The sequence below is a fragment of the Streptomyces massasporeus genome (genome assembly GCF_014648995.1).
Classification (GTDB): Bacteria; Actinomycetota; Actinomycetes; order Streptomycetales; family Streptomycetaceae; genus Streptomyces; species Streptomyces massasporeus.
Genome location: NZ_BMSE01000006.1, coordinates 184052 through 205255, shown reverse-complemented (window position 1 = coordinate 205255; position 21204 = coordinate 184052). Strand labels below are relative to the sequence as shown.

Sequence of the window (21204 nt, the reverse complement as noted above, 5' to 3'; positions counted from 1 at the left end):
ACGGAAATCGCTGCGTCGACCGCCGAACCTGTTACCGGGTAATGCCGGCGTAGGGAGTAGGTCTCATGACCAGCAAGGACGCACGCACGCCTGCCTCCGTTCAGGACGAGAAGTCCGAGGAGGCCGGGAAGTCCATCGGCTGGCACAAGGCGTATGTCGAGGGCACCCGCCCCGACCTGCGCGTGCCGGTCCGTCAGGTGCACCTCACCAACGGCCAGTCGGTCACGCTGTACGACACGTCGGGCCCGTACACCGATCCGCTCGTCGACACCGACGTCCGCAGGGGACTGTCGCCGCTGCGCGAGAACTGGATCATCGCCCGCGGCGACACCGAGGAGTACGCGGGCCGTCCCGTCCGTCCCGAGGACGACGGCATCAAGCACACCTCGCCCCGGGGCGGCCTGCGCAACCTGGACGCGGTCTTCCCTGGCCGGCCGCGCCAGCCGCGACGCGGTAGGACCGGACAGGCGGTCACGCAACTCGCGTACGCCCGCCGCGGCGAGATCACCCCCGAGATGGAGTACGTCGCCATCCGGGAGAACGTGGCGCCGGAGGTCGTGCGGGACGAGATCGCAGCGGGCCGGGCCGTGCTGCCGGCCAACGTCAACCACCCGGAGATCGAGCCGATGATCATCGGCAAGCGGTTCCTGGTGAAGGTCAACGCCAACATCGGCAACTCGGCGGTGACGTCCTCCATCGAGGAGGAGGTCGAGAAGATGACCTGGGCGACCCGCTGGGGCGCCGACACGGTCATGGACCTGTCCACCGGCCGCAACATCCACACCACGCGCGAGTGGGTGCTGCGCAACTCCCCCGTCCCCATCGGCACCGTGCCGCTCTACCAGGCTCTGGAGAAGGTCGACGGCCGGGCGGAGGAGCTGACCTGGGAGATCTACAAGGACACGGTCATCGAACAGGCCGAGCAGGGCGTGGACTACATGACGGTCCACGCGGGTGTGCGCCTGGCGTACGTGCCGCTGACGGCGAACCGCAAGACCGGCATCGTCTCCCGCGGCGGCTCGATCATGGCCGCCTGGTGCCTCGCGCACCACAAGGAGTCATTCCTGTACGAGAACTTCGAGGAGCTCTGCGAGATCCTCGCCGCGTACGACGTCACCTACTCGCTCGGGGACGGCCTCCGGCCCGGATCGATCGCGGACGCCAACGACGAGGCGCAGTTCGCGGAACTGCGCACCCTCGGGGAACTCAACCGGATCGCGAAGCGTTTCAACGTACAGACCATGATCGAGGGCCCGGGCCACGTCCCGATGCACAAGATCAAGGAGAACATCGACCTTCAGCAGGAGATCTGCGATGAAGCTCCGTTCTATACGCTCGGCCCGCTGACCACGGACGTCGCACCGGCGTACGACCACATCACCTCCGGCATCGGTGCCGCGATGATCGCCTGGTGGGGCACGGCGATGCTGTGTTACGTCACGCCCAAGGAGCACCTGGGCCTGCCGAACCGTGACGATGTCAAGACCGGCGTCATCACGTACAAGATCGCCGCCCACGCAGCCGACCTCGCCAAGGGGCACCCGGGTGCGCAGGAGTGGGACGACGCGCTGTCCGACGCCCGTTTCGAGTTCCGGTGGGAGGACCAGTTCAACCTGGCCCTCGACCCGGACACGGCACGGGAGTTCCACGACGAGACCCTGCCTGCCGAGCCGGCCAAGACGGCTCACTTCTGCTCGATGTGCGGTCCCAAGTTCTGCAGCATGAAGATTAGCCAAAGCATCACAGAGCGGTTCGGTGGCGCGACGGCTGAGGGGGCGGCGGCTGAGGAGGTCGCCGAGGGGATGCTCCAGAAGTCGAAGGAGTTCGCGGCGAGCGGTAACCGGGTGTACTTGCCAATCGCAGAGTGACACGCAGGAAGGCGCCGTTCCGGGATGGCTCCGGTTCCCGGGACGGTGCTTTGTCGCGTGGGCCATGGGAGGAGCGACAGGGCTACTGAGGAAGTCGCGAGGCTTGACGCCAGACGCGCGAAGGTACTGAGCGTGAATGAGGCTTTGTGGCGTGCTCCTGATCCCTAGGCGGTTGCTGGCGAGTACCGCGGCGTCCTGGGCAAAGCCAGGCCCGCGCCGTTGTAGTAATAGCGGCCGGCAATATAGATGCCGGGCGGTTATGGCGGTGTGGCGAGCTATGCGTCGAGACCGAGCTCATCGAGAGCCTGCTGACTGAGAGTGGCCCACTGAGTCATGCCTATCTCGGCGTATAGGTCCCTTGCTGCGCGGAAGTTTTCGTTGGCCTCGTCGTACTGGTCTTGTGCTTGGTGGATGTCGCCTAGGCCTTTGGTGGCGTTGGCTTGGCCGCGGCGGTTGCCGATGCTTTCGTAGATGGTCAGGGCGGTCTGGTAGGCGGTGGCTGCTTCGTCGTACCGGCCCTGCGCCTGGTGGATGTCGCCCAGGCCCTGGGTGGCATCGGCTTGGCCGAGGCGGTCGCCGATGCTCTTGTAGATGGTCAGGGCGGTCTGGTAGGCGGTGGCTGCCTCGTCGTACCGGCCCTGCACCTGGTGGATGTCGCCCACGCGGCAGGTGGCGTCCGCATGGCTAACCGATTCGGGGGCTGTGGTGGTAAGGACGGCCTGGAAGAGTTGCTCGGCTTCGATGTACCGGTCGTCGAGGTAAAGAGACGTGCCGAGAGCCCATAGGAACTCGGGGGTTCCCGGCCAGTTGTCTGTGAGGGCTGTGCGTGCGGCGGCCTGGAGTTCCTGTGCGTGTGTGTGGAGCCACTGGCGCGGGCGGCGTATTTTCTGGTCACAGTCAGCCCCGTTGAATGCATCCACAGCCAGATCGAGTCCAGTGTGCAGATGGTCATAGAGACGCTGCCTGCTGGCGCGTTCCTCGCCTTGCGTAGCGTGGTGCGCAGCTGTCTTGTGGGCGTACGTGAGGCTGAGGTCGTGGAGGCTGTAGCGGCCATTCTTGCGGATCAGCAGTTGTTCGATCTCCGTCAGCCGGACCTCTACTTCATGTTCGGGGCGCTGAGCCATGGCTGCCAGGGAGCCGGGGCTGAAATCGGGGCCTGGGTGCCAGGCGCAGTGATGGATCAGGCTACGTAGGTCGGCGTCGAGAGCCGTGTAGGCCGCGGTGAAGGCGGCGCGTTCGGCGTCATCGAGGCTGGGGAAGGCAGCGTAGCGGTCTGGGCCGGTCAGGGAGGCAAGGACAGCGGCTGGGGAGGCGCCGCGCAGCAGGGAGGTGCCGATCGGGCCCAATGCCAGGGGCTTGTGGTTGATGCGCTCGGCAATCTCACCGAGATGGCTCGTGTCTTGGGGAATGCCCATCTTGTGCCAGGCGGCGATGCAATCGTCGGCAGGCAGCGGTGGCAGTTCGCAACGCCAGTGGGCGTTCAGCTCGGGCAGTTCGGAGCGACTGGAGATCACGACCATGCAGGGTGAGTCGGCGGAGGGCAGTAGAGGGCCCAGTTGCCTGGCGTCGCGGGCGTTGTCCAGCAGGAGCAGTACGGGACGGTGTTTCAGGAACAGGCGCCAGGTTTCGGTGCGTGCAGTCACGTCTGCGGGGATGTGCTCGGGGCCGTAACCCATGTGATGGAGTTGCTCGGCGATGACCATGTGAGGGTCACGGGGTTGCTCGTTGGGTGTCCAGCCGCGCAGGTCGACCTCCAGACAGCCGCCGGGGTAATGACGCGCCATGCGGGCGGCTGCGGCCCGGAGCAGCTCGGTTTTGCCCTGGCCGCCGCGCCCGTGCACGACGCACAAAGCGGCGGGCTGCCCTGCCATTTGCTCCAGTGCCGCGATCTGATCTTGGCGGCCGGTGAAGTACCGGCTGGTCGGATAGACGGTGTGCACAGGGGCGCGGGTGGTGTGGCCTGGGGTGTGTGGGGTGTGAGCGCGGTTGGCGGCAAGAGGGATGCGGTGGCCGCTGTCACGGGTGCTCATCCGGGGCACTGGCACCTGATGGCCCTCTACCGTACGACGCGCTAGTCGCCCACATAGGGCCTCGTGGATGTCGGCCATGGTGAGCGCAGACAAGTGCTCTCCGCGTCGTCCGTCGGACATTTCGCCGTCTAGGCCGTCGCGAAGGATGTGGATCAGTTCCCGTGTGAAGAGGCTTCCGTCGGGCAGACACAAGGAGCGCTCGGTTTCGGCGGCCGAAGTCAACACGCAGGCGCCGCTGATCTCGAAATCCGGCGAGGCCATACTGCCTGGCTGCCCGTCCATGTGCAGAGCAGCACCGCTGAAACAGCAGTCCACGATGACGACCTTGTGCCGGGCTGGGGAGTGGGCCACGATGGCCCGTATCTCGTCATAAGCCACCGAGCGGTGTGGCCGGTCCGACCGCGAAGCTTCGGTGCCCAGCAACAGGCTTCGGCCGTCACGGCCGAAGTGCCCATGGCCGGCGTAGTACACGACCAGCAGTTCACGCGCGTGGTCCGCAGCGTCCTGCACGGCGTCCAGCAGATCCTGCGGTGTGCTGTTGGCAGGCACCGCCACACAGTGTTCGCCGGAAAAACCGCCCGCGTCATCCGCGATCAGTAGATCCCGCAGGGCAGGTACGTTGTGGCGTACCCCGTCCAGGTTGGCAAGATGCTGGTAGGCATGGACGCCGAACAGCACGGCGCGGGATCCGGATTGGTCCAGCGTCATTCCGACGTTCCGGAGTCGGAGCTGTCACCGTCCAAACGGCGCAGCAGATCAGCCAGTTCTTCCGGGGACAGATGGCCGATGTCGACCGTGCTGTTCCCATGGACCATGGTCCGCGCACCGCTGGTCGGCCCTGTTGGCCTTGTGGTGCGCCACGTGGCGTAGGCCACGGCAAAGCTCGCAATGTTCGTGGCGTTGCCGAGAACCACATCCAGTGCTTCCAGCACCCCCATGGTCGGCCCATCGCCGGTCATCGGCTCAACCGGAAGCCCGGCTGCCTCCGGGTCACGGCTTAGCCATGAACGAAGATCCGTCAGCGCCTGTTCATCGCCCTCGGCTAACACTCGGATGCGCATATCCCACCGTTTTCGACCTGTATCGCTTCCCCGTAATGTGCTCAGGGTAGCGGCGACTCGACGCTCAGGAACCGGATCGCCAGGATGAAGTCCAAAGCGCCGATCAGCCGTGCCCAACGGCCGTTGTTGCGATGCTCGAGAGATGCGCGACCCAACCGCCTCATCGCCACATGTGACTCGTGTCTGATGTCGTCGAGCATGAAGATCTCGCAGGACATCCGTCGTGAACACGGCGGCACCCGGAACGAGATCGAGGAGGGCATGGCCCTGAAGTCGAAGGAGTTCGCGGCGAGCGGGAACCGTGTGTACCTGCCCATCGCGGACTGACCCGGCCGCGCACAGGCTCGGGGGCCGTTGGTCCCCCGGCCTGTGGGTCCGTCCACTCGGGTCCGCCCACGCTCGGGTCGGCCCACTCGGATGCGCCCCCTCGGACGGGCTCGACGGGTGCTACTCCGGCTGGTGCTCCGGACCTCCGAAGTCCGGGCTGCTGTAGTCCGGACTGCTGAAGCTGGGGCGTGAGCCGCGGTCGCCGTCGTCCGGGCTGGTGAATCCCGGGCGGTCGTAGCCGAGGTGGGGCATGCGGCTGACCGGCGTCGACGACGGCGTGTGGTGCAGCGCGGCGGCCGCGCCGGGGTCGACGAGTGCCTCCCGCAGGAAGGGCAGGATGCCGCGTTCCAGCAGGGCCTCGTGCCAGGCCTCCTTGGCCTGGGCCACCTCGCCCCGCAGTTCGCCGTACGACCCGCCTTCGGCCGTGGGCTTGTTGCGCAGGGCGGTGAGCAGCAGCCCCACGGCGGCGACGAGGATCGCGACCGCGGTCACCGCGCCGAACACCCAGCCCGTGGTGAGCATGGTCCGGGCGAACCCCTGCTCGGGGTCGAGCATCCGCAGGATGTAGCCGACGAGCAGGAAGATCGCCGCGGCGGTTCCGGCCAGGACGGGTGCGAGCACGGCGACGACGGCGACGGCGCCCGCGCCGGCGGTCTCGGCGACCCCTCCCACGGTCGCGGCGAGCCCCGAGGCGCCCGTACCCGGTTCGGAGGAACCGGATTCACGCAGGGCCGGTGATCCGGCCGACGCCGGTTGACGCAGTTCGTCGCGGACCTTGACGTAGTGCTGGTACTCGGTCGACGCGGCTGCCGTGATGAGTGCGGTGGCGTTCAGCGCCATGGTGCGCAGCTGTTCGGGGTTGAGGCGCTGTCCTACAGCGGCCAGTTCCGGACGGTGTGGTGCGGAGCGCAGCGCCTCATCGAGGATCCGCTCGTATTCCTGGCGGTCCTCGCTCAGCAGGTGCTGCGGAACGCTGTTCATGTGCATCCCCCGATGCTCCGTAGGGCTTGGGGCTCGGCATGCTGACGAGCCGTCGGGCAGAAACGGAGGGGAGCCTGCTACGGATAAGCCGATGGTAGAGCGGCGACGGTATGCGGTGACAGGGGGTTTACCGAAATTGGCCCCTCACCGGCCCGGTCCTCCGACCGGGAGCGCCTGCCCGGTGAACGTTCACGTATCCAGCGGCAGTTGCTGGACCAGCAGCTTTCCGGCCATGGTCACGCCGCCGTCCATGGCGATGGCGAGTCCGTCGGCGTAGACGTGCGGTCCCTCGATCACGGGGTCGCGGTTGTCCTCGTCGTCCTCGGAGCCGACTTCGCCCAGCAGATACGGAATCGGGCTGTGCCCGTGAACGATGCGGGCGCCGCCGTACGTATCGAGCAGGGAGCGCACGGCGTCGGCGCCACCCTCGTCGCGGAAGGAGAACCGCTTGGTGAACTTGCGGAACAGGTCCCAGACCTCGTCCGCGTCGTTGCGGGTGATCGTCTCGCGGACGGTGTCGTTGACCTCTTCGATGGAGCGGCCGTAGTCGAGGTAGGCGGTGGTGTCGGAGTGGACGAGCAGGTGGCCGTCGACCTCCTCGACGGCGTCCAGGCGGGACATCCACTGCAGGTGGTGGTCCTGGAGGCGGTCCATGTCGGTCTTCTGGCCGCCGTTGAGCAGCCAGGCCGCCTGGAAGGTGGCGGTGCCCGCGCCGGAGTTGACGGGGGTGTCGCCGAACCGCTTCGCGCCCAGCAGCAGCAGCTCGTGGTTGCCCATGAGCGCCTTGCAGTAGCCGCCGGCCGCGGCGGCCTCGGCGGACAGCCGCATCACCAGGTCGATGACGCCGATGCCGTCGGGGCCGCGGTCGGTGAAGTCGCCGAGGAACCACAGCCGGGCGGTGCCTGCGCACCAGCTGCCGGCGGCGTCGAGCAGGCCCTTCTCCTGGAGGGCCGACACCAGCTGGTCGAGGTAGCCGTGCACGTCACCCACGACGTACAGCGGGCCCTGCCCGGTGGAGGCCTGCGGGGCGGCGGTCTCGGGGTCCACGGTCACCTGGACAGTGTCACCCCGGTTGACGACGGGAAGGTCGCGCTGGGTCGGCGTGTACCCCTCGGGGTAGGTCTCCTCGGGGGGCGGGGCGACCTCGCCGGGGTGGACGCTGTGAATGTGCGGACCGGCCTCGTGGACGTACGCGGGCACCCGGAAGTCGCGCAACGTCGCCGTCCGCTCCACCTCGGGTCCCTGACCGGCCCCCTGAGTCATCGACCCCTCCACCATCGCGCCGCATTGCACCGCATCGGACTGCCTGGTCGTAGCGGCCCGCGGGTGTCGTGGGCCCATCATAGGAATGCGGATCGCGCCATGTGATGACCCAGGGGTGGTGAATCAGAGCAAGAGTCCAGTTCGCCGCGGCTTTCGCCCCGATTGCGCCGGGCTTTGACCACCGTGTGACCGTCCTCGCTCTTCTTCTCTTCGCGAGAACGATCCCTTCTCTCCGGGGGACCGGCCCTGTTTCTCCCCAGGAGTACGACCTTCCATTGACTCGGGTGCGGGCCTGAAGGACCGCACCCGGGGGCCTACGTCCCCTCGGGTGACCGCGGCGGGCTGACCGTCGTGCGCGGCGGGCGTCGCTGGGACGAGGTGCGCACGATCAGCTCCGTCGGTATCACCTGCTCCACCGGGTGGTCGGAGTCCACTCCCTCGATGGCATCGATGAGGAGCTGGACCACCGCCGTGCCGATGCGGCGCGGTTTCAGGGAGAGCGTGGTGATGGGCGGCTCTGTGTTGGCGTACACCGTGGACTCGCTGCAGCAGACCAGCAGCAGGTCCTCGGGGACGCGCAGGCCGTAGCGGCGGGCGGCGGCGAGCAGGTCGGTGCCGTTCGGGTCGAACAGTCCGTAGACCGCGTCGGGCCGGTCGGGCCGGGCGAGGAGCCGGTCGGCGGCGACGGCGCCCGCGCAGGGATCGTGCGCCGGGTAGGCCTCGTACACCGGATCCTGGCCGACGCGCTCGCACCAGCGCAGGTACGCGGTGGTCGACAGGTGGGTGTACGTGTCCGTGGTCGTGCCGGTCAGCAGGCCGATGCGGCGGGCGCCGGCGTCGGCCAGGTGGTCGAGGATGCCGAGGACGGCGGCCTCGTGGTCGTTGTCGACCCAGGCCGTGACCGGCAGCGCACCGGCCGGCCGGCCGTCGGAGACGACCGGCAGTCCTTGCCGGACGAGTTCGCTGACGACCGGGTCCTGGTCGGAGGGGTCGATGACGACCGTGCCGTCCAGGGCGACGTTCGACCACACGTCGTGGCGGGACGTCGCGGGCAGGATGACGAGGGCGTAGCCGCGGGCGAGCGCGGCGGAGGTGGCGGCCCGCGCCATCTCGGCGAAGTACGCGAACTCCGTGAAGGTGAAAGGTTCATCCCCGTACGTGGTCACGGTCAGGCCGATGAGTCCCGACTTGCCGGTACGAAGGGTCCGGGCCGCGGCCGAGGGCCGGTAGCCCAGCCGGTCGGCGACTTCCCGGACATGGCGCCGGGTGGTGTCCGGGAGCCGACCCTTGCCGTTGAGGGCGTCGGAGACGGTCGTGATGGAGACTCCGGCGGCGGCGGCCACGTCTCTGATGCCGGCCCGACCCGGCCGACTGCCTCGCCGTGAGGTTTCCGCGCGGCTCACCTGGTGCTTCCCTGCTGCTGTCATGGCGAGCCGATAGTAGGGCTCTTGCGGTGGGGTAGTGCGGACGCATATGCACACGTTGACAGGCACGTTTCTGCATGATCATTTAACCCCAATTGCTTGGGAAACCAAGGGTGTTGAGCGCTCTCAAGCCAGTACGTGTCTTGTCGGCACGCACAGGCCTGTCGAGGGGGTGATGTTGCGAAGAGGTCTCAACTCACCTGCACGGGGGATGCGCGCCACGGCGTGCACCACCGGCGCATAGATATATGTGCAGCGCGCCCCCGGATTCGTACGCCTTGGTGTGGTGATGCCCCTGATGCCGGTGGGACGGACGAGGTCGGAGCCGGCCGCTGGGTCGTGGCTATACGCAGCGGCGCTGAATCCTCATAAGGTGAGCAGTATTGGATGTCGGCGGCGGTCATGGGCCGCCGGTCTTCACGAGGAGGACTGCGGTGAGCGAGACGAGCCCCAAGCTGCGCGCCGAGCTGGAGGGGATCCCCACCTACAAACCGGGCAAGCCCGCCGCGGCAGGTGGTCCGGTGGCCTACAAGCTGTCCTCCAACGAGAACCCGTATCCGCCGCTGCCGGGCGTGATGGAGAGCGTGACGGCGGCGGCCGGCAACTTCAACCGCTACCCGGACATGGCCTGCACGGGGCTGATGAACGAGCTGTCCGAGCGGTTCGGAGTGCCCCTCTCCCATCTGGCCACCGGCACCGGTTCGGTCGGCGTCGCCCAGCAGCTGATCCAGGCCACCGCAGGCCCCGGTGACGAGGTCATGTACGCCTGGCGGTCCTTCGAGGCGTACCCGATCATCACGCAGATCAGCGGCGCGACGTCGGTCCAGGTGCCGCTGACGCCCGGGGATGTGCACGACCTCGACGCGATGGCAGACGCGATCACCGACCGCACGCGCCTGATCTTCGTCTGCAACCCCAACAACCCGACCGGCACGGTGGTACGGCGGGCGGAGCTGGAGCGCTTCCTCGACCGGGTCCCGAGCGATGTGCTGGTGGTCCTCGACGAGGCCTACCGCGAGTTCATCCGCGACCCCGAGGTGCCGGACGGCCGTGAGATCTACCGCGACCGGCCCAACGTCTGCGTCCTGCGGACCTTCTCCAAGGCGTACGGCCTCGCCGGCCTGCGCGTCGGTTTCGCCATCGCCCACGAACCGGTGGCCGCGGCGCTGCGCAAGACGGCGGTGCCGTTCGGCGTGAGCCAGCTCGCGCAGGAGGCGGCGATCGCCTCACTGCGGGCCGAGGACGAACTGTTCGGCCGGGTCGGCTCGCTGGTGTGCGAGCGCACGCGCGTGGTCGACGGGCTGCGCTCGCAGGGCTGGACGGTGCCCGAGACCCAGGCCAACTTCGTGTGGCTGCGGCTGGGGGAGCGCACGGTCGCGTTCGCGCAGGCGTGCGAGCAGGCGGGTGTGGTGATCCGGCCGTTCCCGGGCGAGGGTGTGCGGGTGACGGTCGGGGAGGCCGAGGCGAACGACATCTTCCTGAAGGTGTCGGAAGGGTTCCGCAAGGAGCTGTAGAGCTCAGGCAGTTGCGGTGGAGGGCCCGCGAGGAGCGGTGAGGCTCCGCAGGAAGCGGCAGGGCTCCGCAGCCAGGTCAGGCGTCCAGGAGTTCCACGCGCACAGGGTCGCCGTCCCGCACGGTCGCAAGCAGGCCCGGGTCGCCGTCGAGGCGGCCCAGGACATTGCACGGGCCGGCGAGGCGGCACTCGTCGCCCCGTGAGATCGGCGTGGGTCCGTAGGGGAGGGCGAGGGCGTCGCCGTCGGTCCAGAAGGCGAGGGTGCCCGGCTCTACGACCTCCCGGGCGCCTGTTTCACGTGAAACCGACACCCCCGTGTCGAAGTACACCTCCTCGCCCCAGGTGCGGGCGGTGGAGACGAGGGGCAGCGCCTTGACCAGGGCCTGGCTGGTTGGAGTGTCGTCGAGCGACGCGTCGAGATGGCCCGCGGGCCAGGAGATCCGTATCTGAACCGATGTCGGTGTCTGCATGCCGTTGATTCAACAATATGTTGAAGTTCGGGCCAAGAGGTCGATTGTGACGGGGGAGACAGGGGGGCCCCCTCCAGGGCTCGAAAGTCCGTGCTGCATAATGGCTTGTGAATGTGAACGCTTTCACAAGCGTAGGTAAGGAGCGGCGACGTGGACCTGGCTCTGGCGCCGGAGACCCTGGCGCGATGGCAGTTCGGCATCACCACCGTCTACCACTTTCTGTTCGTCCCCCTGACGATCTCGCTGGCCGCGCTCACGGCCGGTCTGCAGACGGCCTGGGTGCGGACGGAGAAGGAGAAGTACCTCCAGGCGACGAAGTTCTGGGGCAAGCTCTTCCTGATCAACATCGCGATGGGCGTGGTCACCGGCATCGTGCAGGAGTTCCAGTTCGGCATGAACTGGTCCGACTACTCGCGCTTCGTCGGTGACGTCTTCGGTGCGCCGCTGGCCTTCGAGGCCCTGATCGCCTTCTTCTTCGAGTCGACCTTCATCGGTCTGTGGATCTTCGGCTGGGACAAGCTGCCGAAGAAGATCCATCTGGCCTGTATATGGATGGTCTCGATCGGCACGATCCTGTCGGCCTACTTCATCCTCGCGGCCAACTCCTGGATGCAGCACCCGGTGGGCTACAAGATCAACGAGGCGAAGGGCCGGGCCGAGCTCACCGACTTCTGGCTGGTGCTCACCCAGAACACCGCGCTGGCCCAGGTCTTCCACACGCTCACCGCGGCGTTCCTGACCGGCGGCGCCTTCATGGTCGGCATCGCCGCCTTCCACCTGGTCCGCAAGAAGCACGTCCCCGTGATGAAGACCTCGCTGCGGCTGGGCCTGGTCACCGTCGTGATCGGCGGTCTCCTCACCGCGATCAGCGGCGATGTGCTCGGCAAGATCATGTACCAGCAGCAGCCCATGAAGATGGCCGCGGCCGAGGCGCTGTGGGACGGCGAGAAGCCGGCCCCCTTCTCGATCTTCGCCGTCGGCGACGTCGACAAGGGCCACAACAAGGTCGCCATCGAGATCCCCGGCCTGCTCTCCTTCCTCGCGAAGGACGACTTCACCTCGTACGTGCCCGGCATCAACGACGTCAACAAGGCCGAGCAGGAGAAGTACGGGCCCGGCGACTACCGGCCCAACATCCCCGTGGCCTACTGGGGCTTCCGGTGGATGATCGGCTTCGGCATGACGTCGTTCGCCATCGGCCTGGCCGGGCTCTGGCTGACCCGCAAGAAGTTCATGCTGCCGCAGCACCTGAGGGTGGGCGACGACGAAGTGCCGCATCTCGTGCTGCTGCCGAAGAAGGCGCTCGGCCCGACCCTCACCAAGTGGTACTGGCGCATCGCGATCCTCACCCTGGGCTTCCCACTGATCGCCAGCTCCTGGGGCTGGATCTTCACCGAGATGGGCCGCCAGCCGTGGGTGGTCTACGGCCTCTTCCAGACCCGCGACGCGGTCTCCCCCGGTGTCTCCCAGGCCGAGGTCATCACCTCGATGGTCGTCTTCACCACGCTGTACGCGATCCTCGCCGTCATCGAGGTCAAGCTGCTGGTCAAGTACGTCAAGGCGGGCCCGCCGGAGCTCACCGAGGCCGACCTCAACCCGCCCACGAAGATCGGCGGCGACTCCCGTGACGCCGACAAGCCGATGGCCTTCTCGTACTAGGCCGAGGGAGCTGCACAGTCATGGAACTGCACGACGTCTGGTTCGTCCTGATCGCCGTCCTGTGGACCGGCTACTTCTTCCTGGAGGGCTTCGACTTCGGGGTCGGGGTGCTCACGAAGCTGCTCGCCCGCAACCGGCCCGAGAAGCGGGTGCTGATCAACACCATCGGACCCGTCTGGGACGGCAACGAGGTGTGGCTGCTCTCGGCGGGCGGCGCGACCTTCGCCGCCTTCCCCGAGTGGTACGCGACGCTCTTCTCCGGCTTCTACCTGCCCCTGCTGCTCATCCTGGTCTGCCTGATCGTCCGCGGTGTGGCCTTCGAGTACCGGGTGAAGCGGCCCGAGGAGAACTGGCAGCGCAACTGGGAGACGGCGATCTTCTGGGCCTCGCTGCTGCCCGCGTTCCTGTGGGGAGTGGCCTTCGCCAACATCGTGCGGGGTGTGAAGATCGACCAGGACTTCAACTACGCCGGCGGCGTCCTGGATCTGCTCAACCCGTACGCGCTGCTGGGCGGTCTGGTCACGCTGTCGCTGTTCACCTTCCACGGGACGGTGTTCGTCGGGCTCAAGACCGTCGGGGAGATCCGGGAGCGGGCGCGGAAGCTGGCGCTGCGCGTCGGGCTGGTGACCGCCCTGCTGGCGCTCGCCTTCCTGCTGTGGACACAGTCCGACCGGGGTGACGGTGCGTCGCTCGTGGCGATGGTCGTGGCCGTGGCATCGCTCCTCGTGGCCCTGGTCGCGGCCCGGTCCGGGCGTGAGGGCTGGGCGTTCGCGTGGTCGGGACTCACCATCGTGGCCGCGGTGGCGATGCTCTTCCTGACGCTGTTCCCGAACGTCATGCCGTCGACGCTGAACCCGGACTGGAGCCTGACGGTCACCAACGCCTCGTCCAGCCCGTACACGCTGAAGATCATGACCTGGTGTGCCGGGATCGCCACCCCGGTCGTCCTGCTCTACCAGGGCTGGACGTACTGGGTGTTCCGCAAGCGGATCGGTACGCAGCACATCGCCGAGACCGTGCACTGAGGTGTGTTTCACGTGAAACCAATCGATCCGCGTCTGCTCCGGTACGCCCGTGCCACCCGGGTCTTCCTGGTGGCGGTCGTGGCCCTGGGAGCCGTAGGGGCGGGGCTGGTCATCGCGCAGGCGATGCTCATCGCCGAGGTGGTGGTCGGAGCGTTCCAGCACCGCATGGCGGTGTCCGACCTCGGCACTCCCCTGCTGCTGTTGGCCGCCGTCGCGGTCGGACGGGCGCTGGTCGGCTGGCTCACGGAGCTCGCCGCGCACCGTGCCAGCGCGGCCGTGAAGTCCGAGCTGCGGGGACGGCTGCTGGAGCGTTCCGCCGAGCTGGGGCCGGGCTGGCTGAGCGGGCAGCGGACCGGTTCGCTGGTCGCCCTGGCCACCCGGGGCGTCGACGCCCTCGACGACTACTTCTCGCGGTACCTGCCGCAGTTGGGTCTCGCGGTGGTCGTGCCGGTGGCGGTCCTGGCGCGGATCGTCACCGAGGACTGGGTGTCGGCGGCCATCATCGTCGGCACCCTGCCGCTCATCCCGGTCTTCATGGTGCTGATCGGCTGGGCGACCCAGTCCCGGATGGACCGTCAGTGGCGGCTGCTGTCGCGGCTGTCCGGGCACTTCCTGGACGTCGTCGCCGGGCTGCCGACGCTGAAGGTCTTCGGGCGGGCCAAGGCGCAGGCCGAGTCCATCCGACGCATCACCGGCGAGTACCGGCAGGCGACCATGCGGACCCTGCGGATCGCCTTCATCTCCTCCTTCGCCCTGGAACTGCTCGCGACGATCTCGGTGGCGCTGGTCGCCGTGACGATCGGCATGCGGCTGGTGCACGGCGAGATGGACCTGTACGTCGGCCTCGTCATCCTGGTCCTCGCGCCCGAGGCGTATCTGCCGTTGCGCCAGGTCGGGGCGCAGTACCACGCGGCGGCGGAGGGGCTCGCCGCCGCCGAGGAGATCTTCGAGGTCCTGGAGACACCCGTCCCGGCGTCCGGATCCGCGGCCGTACCGGAGGGTGCGCTGTCGTTCGAGGGCGTGACCGTCCGGTACCCGGGGCGGTCGACGGACGCCGTCTCGAACGTGTCCTTCGGTGTCGAGCCCGGGGAGACCGTCGCGCTGGTGGGGCCGAGCGGCGCCGGCAAGTCGACGCTGCTGAGCGTCCTGCTGGGGTTCGTGCGCCCGGCCGAGGGTCGGGTGCGGGTCGGGGAGGTCGACCTCGCCGATGCCGACCTCCAGCAGTGGCGCTCCCGGATCGCGTGGGTGCCGCAGCGCCCGCATCTGTACGCCGGGACGATCGCCGAGAACGTACGGCTGGCGCGGCCCGGCGCCGACGACGACTCCGTACGGCGGGCTCTGCGGGACGCCGGGGCACTGGACTTCGTCGACGCGCTGCCCGAGGGCGTCGACACCGCGCTCGGCGAGGACGGCGCGGGCCTGTCCGCCGGGCAGCGGCAGCGGCTCGCGCTGGCCAGGGCGTTCCTCGCGGACCGGCCCGTGCTGCTGCTCGACGAACCGACGGCGGCGCTGGACGGGGCCACCGAGGCCGAGGTCGTGGCCGCGGTGCGGCGCCTCGCGGCCGGACGGACGGTCCTGCTGGTGGTGCACCGGCCGGCGCTGCTGGAGGTCGCGGACCGGGTGGTGCGGCTCGAGGAGCCCGAGCCCTCCGCTGCCTTGCCCGCGGCGCCCGCCGTGGCCCGGGGGGCCGGGACGCGGTCCGACGAGATCGAGCTGCGCGCTCCGGCTGAGCCCGTCGAAGAGCAGGCCTCAGGCGATGTCCTCGCACGCGTCCGCGCCATGTCCGGCGCCCGGCGAGGACGCCTGGGACTCGCGCTGCTGCTCGGGAGCCTCGCGCTGGGGAGTGCCGTGGGGCTCATGGCCACCTCCGGGTGGCTGATCTCGCGGGCCTCGCAGCACCCGCCCGTGCTGTATTTGATGATGGCCGTCACCGCCACGCGGGCGTTCGGGATCGGGCGTGCCGTCTTCCGGTACGCCGAGCGGTTGGTGTCGCACGACGCCGTGCTGCGGATGCTGGCGGACACCCGGGTCGCGGTGTTCCGCAGGCTGGAGCGGCTGGCGCCGGCCGGGCTGCGCCGGGTCCGCCGGGGGGATCTGCTCTCCCGGCTGGTCGCGGACGTGGACGCGCTGCAGGACTACTGGCTGCGGTGGCTGCTGCCGGCCGGGGCGGCCGTCGTCGTGTCGGCCGCGTCGGTCGGCTTCACGGCATGGCTGCTGCCCGAGGCCGGGGCGGTGCTCGCGACCGGGCTCCTGGCGGCGGGGATCGGCGTGCCGTTGATCACCGGCGCGGTGGCCCGGCGGGCCGAACACAGGCTGGCGCCCGCCCGCGGCGTGCTCGCGACGCGGGTGACCGACCTGCTCACCGGCACCGCGGAACTGACCGTTGCCGGTGCGCTGCCCGCGCGGGCCGCCCGGACGCGCGAGGCCGACGGGGTACTCACCCGGGTCGCCTCGCGTGCCGCCACCGCCACGGCCCTGGGCGACGGCCTCACCGCGCTGATCTCCGGACTGACCGTCACGGCCGCCGCCCTGGTCGGCGCGCAGGCGGTCGCCGCCGGGCGGCTCGACGGCGTGACCATGGCCGTCGTCGTCCTCACCCCGCTCGCCGCCTTCGAGGCCGTGCTCGGGCTGCCGCTCGCCGTGCAGTACCGGCAGCGCGTGCGCCGGAGCGCGGAGCGGGTGTACGAAGTGCTGGACGCCCCGGAGCCCGTGCGGGAGCCGGAGCGGCCCCGGCAGGCGCCCGCGTCGCCGTTCCCGCTCGTCGTCGCGGGGCTGACCGCCCGGCACGCCGGGCAGGGCCGGGACGCGCTCGCCGGGCTCGACCTGACCCTCGAGGAGGGTCGCCGGATCGCCGTGGTCGGCCCTTCCGGCTCCGGCAAGACCACGCTCGCGCAGGTGCTGCTGCGGTTCCTGGACGCTCAGGAGGGCTCGTACACGCTGGCGGGTGTGGACGCGTACGGGCTGCGCAGCGACGACGTCCGGGGCCTCGTCGGGCTGTGTGCGCAGGACGCGCACCTCTTCGACAGCTCGCTGCGCGAGAACCTGCTGCTCGCCCGGAAGGACGCCGGCGAGGAGCACCTGCGCGCCGCGCTCGGCCGCGCCCGGCTGCTGGACTGGGCCGACAGCCTGCCTGACGGACTCGACACGCTCGTCGGCGAACACGGGGCGCGGCTGTCGGGAGGGCAGCGGCAGAGGCTGGCGCTGGCCCGGGCACTCCTCGCCGACTTCCCCGTCCTGGTGCTGGACGAGCCCGCCGAACACCTCGACCTGCCGACCGCCGACGCGCTCACCGCCGATCTGCTGGCCGCCACCACGGGCCGCACGACGCTGCTCATCACGCACCGGCTGGCGGGCCTCGAAGCGGTCGACGAGGTGATCGTGCTGGACGAGGGACGGGTGGTGCAGCGCGGACCGTACGCCGAGCTGCTGGCGGCGGACGGGCAGCTGCGGGGGATGGCGGAGCGGGAGGCGGCGGCGGAGTCGCTGGTGGGGGCGCGGTAGGCCCTCGACCCCGGCGCCTTGACCTCTGCGCCCTTGACCCTGGCGCCTTGAACTCGGTGTCATCGCCTCTGCGCCCTTGACCCCGGCGCCTTGACCTCCGTGCCCTCGACCTCGGCGCCTTGGCCCCGGCGCCCTCGACCCCGGCGCCCTCGCCTCGGCGCTCTCGGCCGGCGGTCGGAGACGGTGCGCACTGGGCCGTTCGGCGCAGCCGGTCCCCCGGCCGTACGACGTGAACAGGACCGGGTCGGCAGTGTTGGGCGACGATCGCTGACATGCGCTCATATCGCCGTCATCGGCTGCTCGTTCCGGTCCTGCTGTGCGCGCTGGCCGTGCTCGCGGCGCGGCCGACGGCGGCCGGCAAGGACCCCGGGAGCGACACCGGCACCGGCATCGGCCCGGCCACCGGCCTCAGCGCCGAGGTCGTGCGGCTGTACGAGGAGGCCGCGGTGGCGACGCAGCAGTACGAGGCCGGGCGCAAGGAGGCCGAGGGCCAGCGGGCCGAAGCCCAGAGGGCGGAGGCCCTCCTGGACGCGCAGCGGCGGCACATCGCCGCCCTGCACGAGGATCTGGGCCGGATCGCGCGGGCGCAGTACCGCAGCAGTGGGGGGCTGCCGGTGGCCGCCCACATGATCCTGGCCGACAGTCCCGAGGGCCTGATGCGAGGTCAGCACGCCTTCTCGCAGGCGGATCTCGCGGTGAACAACGCGATCTCCAAGAACAAGCGGGCCGAGGCCCGGCTCGCGGCGGACGAGGCCAGGGCCGCGGCCCAGTGGCAGGCGCTGGAGAAGCGCAACGTCCAACTCGCCGCTCTGAAGACGGACATCGAGCAGAAGCTGGAGACGGCCCGCTCGGAGCTCCAGGGACAGGCGGACGCGGCGGTCGCTGCCGGTGCGTGCCGCGGGGCCGTCCGGCTGGACCAGCCGGAGACGGGCTTCACCGACGGCGACTGGGTCGCGCCGGTCGAGACGTACGAACTGTCGGCGTCCTACGGCAGTGGCGGTGCGCGGTGGTCGAACCGGCACACCGGTCAGGACTTCGCGGTACCGATCGGCACTCCGGTGCGGGCGGTGGGGGCCGGACGGGTCGTGAAGGTGTCCTGCGGCGGTCCCTTCGGCATGGAGATCGTGCTCAAGCACGCAGGCGGCTACTACACGCAGTACGCCCATCTCGCTTCCATGGCGGTCGACCAGGGAGAGCGCGTCAGCCCCGGGCAGTGGATCGGCCAGTCGGGCACCACGGGCAACTCCACCGGGCCGCACCTGCACTTCGAGGCCCGGGTCACACCGGAGTCGGGCTCGGCGGTGAACCCGGTGTCGTGGCTGTCGGCGCGCGGGGTGTCCCTCTGAGACACCCCGGCCGCGGCGGCTACGGCAGTTCCGTCAGCAACTGCTCGATCACGACGGCCACCCCGTCGTCGTTGTTCGCGACCGTCCGGCCCGAGGCGGCGGCGATCACGTCCGGGTGCGCGTTGCCCATCGCGTACGACCGGCCCGCCCAGGTCAGCATCTCCACGTCGTTCGGCATGTCGCCGAAGGCCACGACCTGCTCGTGCGAGATGCCGCGCTCGGCACAGCACAGGGCGAGGGTGCTGGCCTTCGACACCCCGGGGCCGCTGATCTCGAGCAGGGCACTGGGGCTGGAGCGGGTGACGTTGGCGCGATCGCCGATGGCGAGGCGGGCCACGGTCAGGAAGGCGTCGGGGTCGATCTCGGGGTGGTAGGCGAGGATTTTCAGCACCGGCTCCGCGGCGGCCGGATGGTCCGGGCCCAGCAGCTCCTCGGCCGGGGCGAGGCTGTCCGGTATCTCCATGTGGAGCTTCGGGTAAGCCGGCTCCTGGTAGAAGCCGTAGGTCTGCTCCACCGCGTACACCGTGCCCGGCGCCGCGTCGCGCAGCAGCCGTACGGCGTCCAGGGCGTTCTCCCGGGCCAGCTCCCGCACCTTCACGAACCGGTGGGCGCCGGGTCCGCCGTGCAGGTCGACCACGGCGGCGCCGTTGCCGCAGATCGCCAGGCCGTGGCCGTGCACGTGGTCGCTGACGACGTCCATCCAGCGGGCCGGGCGGCCCGTGACGAAGAAGACCTCGACGCCCGCCTCCTCGGCGGCGGCCAGCGCGGCGACGGTGCGCGGCGACACCGACTTGTCGTCGCGCAGCAGGGTGCCGTCGAGGTCGGTGGCGATCAGCCGCGGCGGGAGGGTCTCGGCCGCGGTCTCGGGCTGTCGGGTCGCTGAGGTCACCCGGCCATTGTCCCGCACATGCCCGCACGGGCGTGCAGGGCTCCGCACAGGTGAGTGGATACCGCCCTCACCAGGAGCCCTCGCCAGGGGTTCTTCACCAGGAGCCCTCACCAGAGGCCCCCGGCACATCCCTCCACGCTCAGCGCAGCTGCGCCGGCGCCTCCATCGCGATCTGCTCGAAGACCTTCTGATCGGCTGCGAACGGCGAGTCGGGGATCGGCCAGTGGATCACGATCTCTGTGAAGCCCAGCTCCACATGCCGCCCGGCGAAGTCCACGAACGCGTTCAGGGACTGGAGCGGGGCGACACGGTCCGGCGTAAAGCCGGTGAGCAGGACCCGGTCGAGGTCGGTCATGTCCCGCCCGACCTCGGCGCAGATGTCGTCGAGCCTCTCCGCCTGGCCGCGAATGGCCTGAATCGACTGTCCGGGCGTGCCGTTCTCGTACAGCTTGGGGTCGCCGGTGGTCACCCACGCCTGCCCGAACCGGGCGGCGAGCCGCATCCCTCGCGGCCCGGTGGCGGCCACCGCGAACGGCAGCCTGGGGCGCTGCACACAGCCGGGGATGTTCCGCGCCTCGTGGGCGGAGTAGAAGTCACCCTCGTAGGAGACGGCGTCCTCGCTGAGCAGGCGGTCGAGCAGCGGAACGAATTCGGCGAAGCGGTCGGCACGCTCGCGCGGCGTCCACGGTTCCTGGCCGAGCGCGGTGGCGTCGAAGCCGGAGCCGCCCGCGCCGATCCCCAGCGTGACCCGCCCACCGGAGATGTCGTCGAGGGAGATCAGCTCCTTGGCGAGGGTCACGGGGTGCCGGAAGTTCGGCGAGGTCACCAGGGTGCCGAGCCGCAGCCGGTCGGTGACGCCCGCGGCCGCCGTGAGGGTCGGTACAGCGCCGAACCACGGGCCGTCCCGGAAGGTGCGCCAGGACAGGTGGTCGTAGGTGTACGCGGTGTGGAAGCCGAGCTGCTCGGCGCGCGTCCAGGCCGAACGGCCACCTTCGTGCCAGCGGCGGTACGGGAGGATCACGGTGCTCAGACGCAGACTCATGGCATCGAGCGTAAGGGAGCGCCGAGGGTGCCCTGTGTTTCACGTGAAACAGTCACCGTGCGCGGTCGGCCGGATGCGGCAGGTCAGTGCCCCTCGGGGAAGCGCAGATACCGGGCCGGGACGGCTTCGGTCAGCCACACCCCGTTCGCGCTCACGTGGAAGACATGGCCGTCGCGGTGCATGGCGTCCGCGTCCACCGTCAGCACGACCGGCCGGCCCCGGCGGGCGCCGACACGGGTCGCCGTCTCCTGGTCGGGCGAGAGGTGCACGGCGTGCCGGTTCATCGGACGGAGCCCCTCGGCCCGGATGGCGCTGAGACTGCGAGCGACGGTGCCGTGGTAGAGGCGGACGGGCGGGGTGGCCGGCGCCAGCCCGAGGTCGACCTCCACGCTGTGGCCCTGGCTGGCGCGGATCCGGGTGCCTTCGACGGCGAAACGCCGCTTGTCGTTGGTGGCGACGACCTGGTCCAGTTCGTCGCGGGTGAATCGGAAGCCGTGGGCGGTGGCCGCGGCGATCAGCGTGTCGATCTCGACCCAGCCGGCCTCGTCGAGCGTGAGCCCGATGCGCTCCGGCTGGTGGCGCAGATGCTTCGACAGGTACTTCGACACCTTCACGGTGCGTCTCTCGTCCATCCCACCAGAGTGCGTGAGAGACGGGAATCACGCGATCGAGTTTCACTTCCGAGGTTTGGTCCACAACCAAGTGTGGTTATCCACAGGGGAATTGGCGGTTCTGTGGACAACTGGCGCTCACTCCACGGGTTTTGGGCCCTCGGCCTCACACCGGCGGCACGCCCTCAGTTCCA

15 protein-coding genes and 1 pseudogene are annotated in these 21204 nt (G+C 69.6%); 7 read left to right on the top strand and 9 right to left on the bottom strand.

The features are described 5' to 3' along the window. The first annotated feature begins 65 nt into the window (after nt 1-65). On the top strand, nt 66-1868 hold the full coding sequence (gene thiC / locus IE153_RS16680; protein ID WP_229829017.1) for a phosphomethylpyrimidine synthase ThiC: 1803 nt from the start codon (nt 66-68) through the stop codon (nt 1866-1868). A 275-nt stretch (nt 1869-2143) separates the two neighbouring features. Here the strand turns inward: thiC and IE153_RS16675 are convergent, their stop codons facing one another. Together IE153_RS16675 and IE153_RS16670 are read right to left on the bottom strand one after the other, a co-directional pair. Next, complete coding sequence (locus IE153_RS16675; protein WP_189590476.1) at nt 2144-4606, bottom strand: caspase, EACC1-associated type; 2463 nt, start codon at nt 4604-4606, stop codon at nt 2144-2146. Beyond that, nucleotides 4603-4959: an effector-associated constant component EACC1 gene (locus tag IE153_RS16670; protein ID WP_189590475.1), complete on the bottom strand. Its 357-nt coding sequence runs from the start codon at nt 4957-4959 to the stop codon at nt 4603-4605. Before IE153_RS16670 ends, IE153_RS16675 begins: the two co-directional genes overlap by 4 nt. Nucleotides 4960-5151: 192 nt before the next feature. Between IE153_RS16670 and IE153_RS42370 the strand changes: the two are divergent. Beyond that, a pseudogene (locus IE153_RS42370) lies at nt 5152-5286 on the top strand (thiamine biosynthesis protein ThiC); the annotation flags it as partial. 120 nt (nt 5287-5406) lie between these two features. Here the strand turns inward: IE153_RS42370 and IE153_RS16665 are convergent. The 3 genes from IE153_RS16665 to IE153_RS16655 all read right to left on the bottom strand — a co-directional run bounded on the left by IE153_RS16665 (nt 5407) and on the right by IE153_RS16655 (nt 8957). Beyond that, nucleotides 5407-6273 (bottom strand): hypothetical protein, encoded by an 867-nt coding sequence (locus IE153_RS16665; protein ID WP_189590474.1) that lies wholly within the window; start codon nt 6271-6273, stop codon nt 5407-5409. Nucleotides 6274-6456: 183 nt separating this feature from the next. Beyond that, a complete protein-coding gene (locus IE153_RS16660) occupies nt 6457-7545 on the bottom strand; it encodes a metallophosphoesterase (protein ID WP_268251802.1) in 1089 nt (362 codons plus the stop codon). 299 nt (nt 7546-7844) lie between these two features. Then, nucleotides 7845-8957, bottom strand: a complete 1113-nt coding sequence (locus IE153_RS16655) for a LacI family DNA-binding transcriptional regulator (protein WP_189590472.1) — start codon at nt 8955-8957, stop codon at nt 7845-7847. Between the two features lie 431 nt (nt 8958-9388). Between IE153_RS16655 and hisC the strand changes: the two genes are divergently transcribed. Further along, entirely contained in the window at nt 9389-10468 is a 1080-nt protein-coding gene (hisC, locus tag IE153_RS16650; protein ID WP_031107548.1) for a histidinol-phosphate transaminase, read from the top strand. Between the two features lie 76 nt (nt 10469-10544). On the opposite strand, the gene IE153_RS16645 is transcribed toward hisC, so the two are convergent. Continuing rightward, a complete protein-coding gene (locus IE153_RS16645; protein WP_189590471.1) occupies nt 10545-10937 on the bottom strand; it encodes a cyclophilin-like fold protein in 393 nt (130 codons plus the stop codon). Between the two features lie 150 nt (nt 10938-11087). Here IE153_RS16645 and IE153_RS16640 point away from each other — a divergent pair, with 150 nt between their 5' ends. The 4 genes from IE153_RS16640 (at nt 11088) to IE153_RS16625 (ending at nt 18468) form a co-directional block, all read left to right on the top strand. Beyond that, entirely contained in the window at nt 11088-12596 is a 1509-nt protein-coding gene (locus tag IE153_RS16640; RefSeq protein WP_189590470.1) for a cytochrome ubiquinol oxidase subunit I, read from the top strand. Between the two features lie 20 nt (nt 12597-12616). Beyond that, on the top strand, nt 12617-13621 hold the full coding sequence (gene cydB, locus IE153_RS16635; protein ID WP_189590469.1) for a cytochrome d ubiquinol oxidase subunit II: 1005 nt from the start codon (nt 12617-12619) through the stop codon (nt 13619-13621). Between the two features lie 12 nt (nt 13622-13633). Next, complete coding sequence (gene cydD, locus IE153_RS16630) at nt 13634-17122, top strand: thiol reductant ABC exporter subunit CydD (protein ID WP_189590468.1); 3489 nt, start codon at nt 13634-13636, stop codon at nt 17120-17122. Between the two features lie 272 nt (nt 17123-17394). Continuing rightward, the gene (locus IE153_RS16625; RefSeq protein WP_189590467.1) at nt 17395-18468 is read left to right on the top strand and encodes a M23 family metallopeptidase; all 1074 of its coding nucleotides are present in this window, start codon (nt 17395-17397) and stop codon (nt 18466-18468) included. Between the two features lie 19 nt (nt 18469-18487). Here the strand turns inward: IE153_RS16625 and IE153_RS16620 are convergent, their stop codons facing one another. The 3 genes from IE153_RS16620 to IE153_RS16610 form a co-directional block, all read right to left on the bottom strand. Next, a complete protein-coding gene (locus IE153_RS16620; protein ID WP_229829016.1) occupies nt 18488-19357 on the bottom strand; it encodes an HAD hydrolase family protein in 870 nt (289 codons plus the stop codon). 139 nt (nt 19358-19496) lie between these two features. Further along, on the bottom strand, nt 19497-20399 hold the full coding sequence (locus IE153_RS16615; RefSeq protein ID WP_189590465.1) for an LLM class flavin-dependent oxidoreductase: 903 nt from the start codon (nt 20397-20399) through the stop codon (nt 19497-19499). A gap of 83 nt (nt 20400-20482) precedes the next feature. Further along, nucleotides 20483-21031 carry an RNA 2'-phosphotransferase gene (locus IE153_RS16610; RefSeq protein ID WP_189590464.1) on the bottom strand — a complete coding sequence of 183 codons (549 nt, stop codon included), beginning with the start codon at nt 21029-21031 and terminating at the stop codon, nt 20483-20485. Nucleotides 21032-21204: the final 173 nt, after the last annotated feature.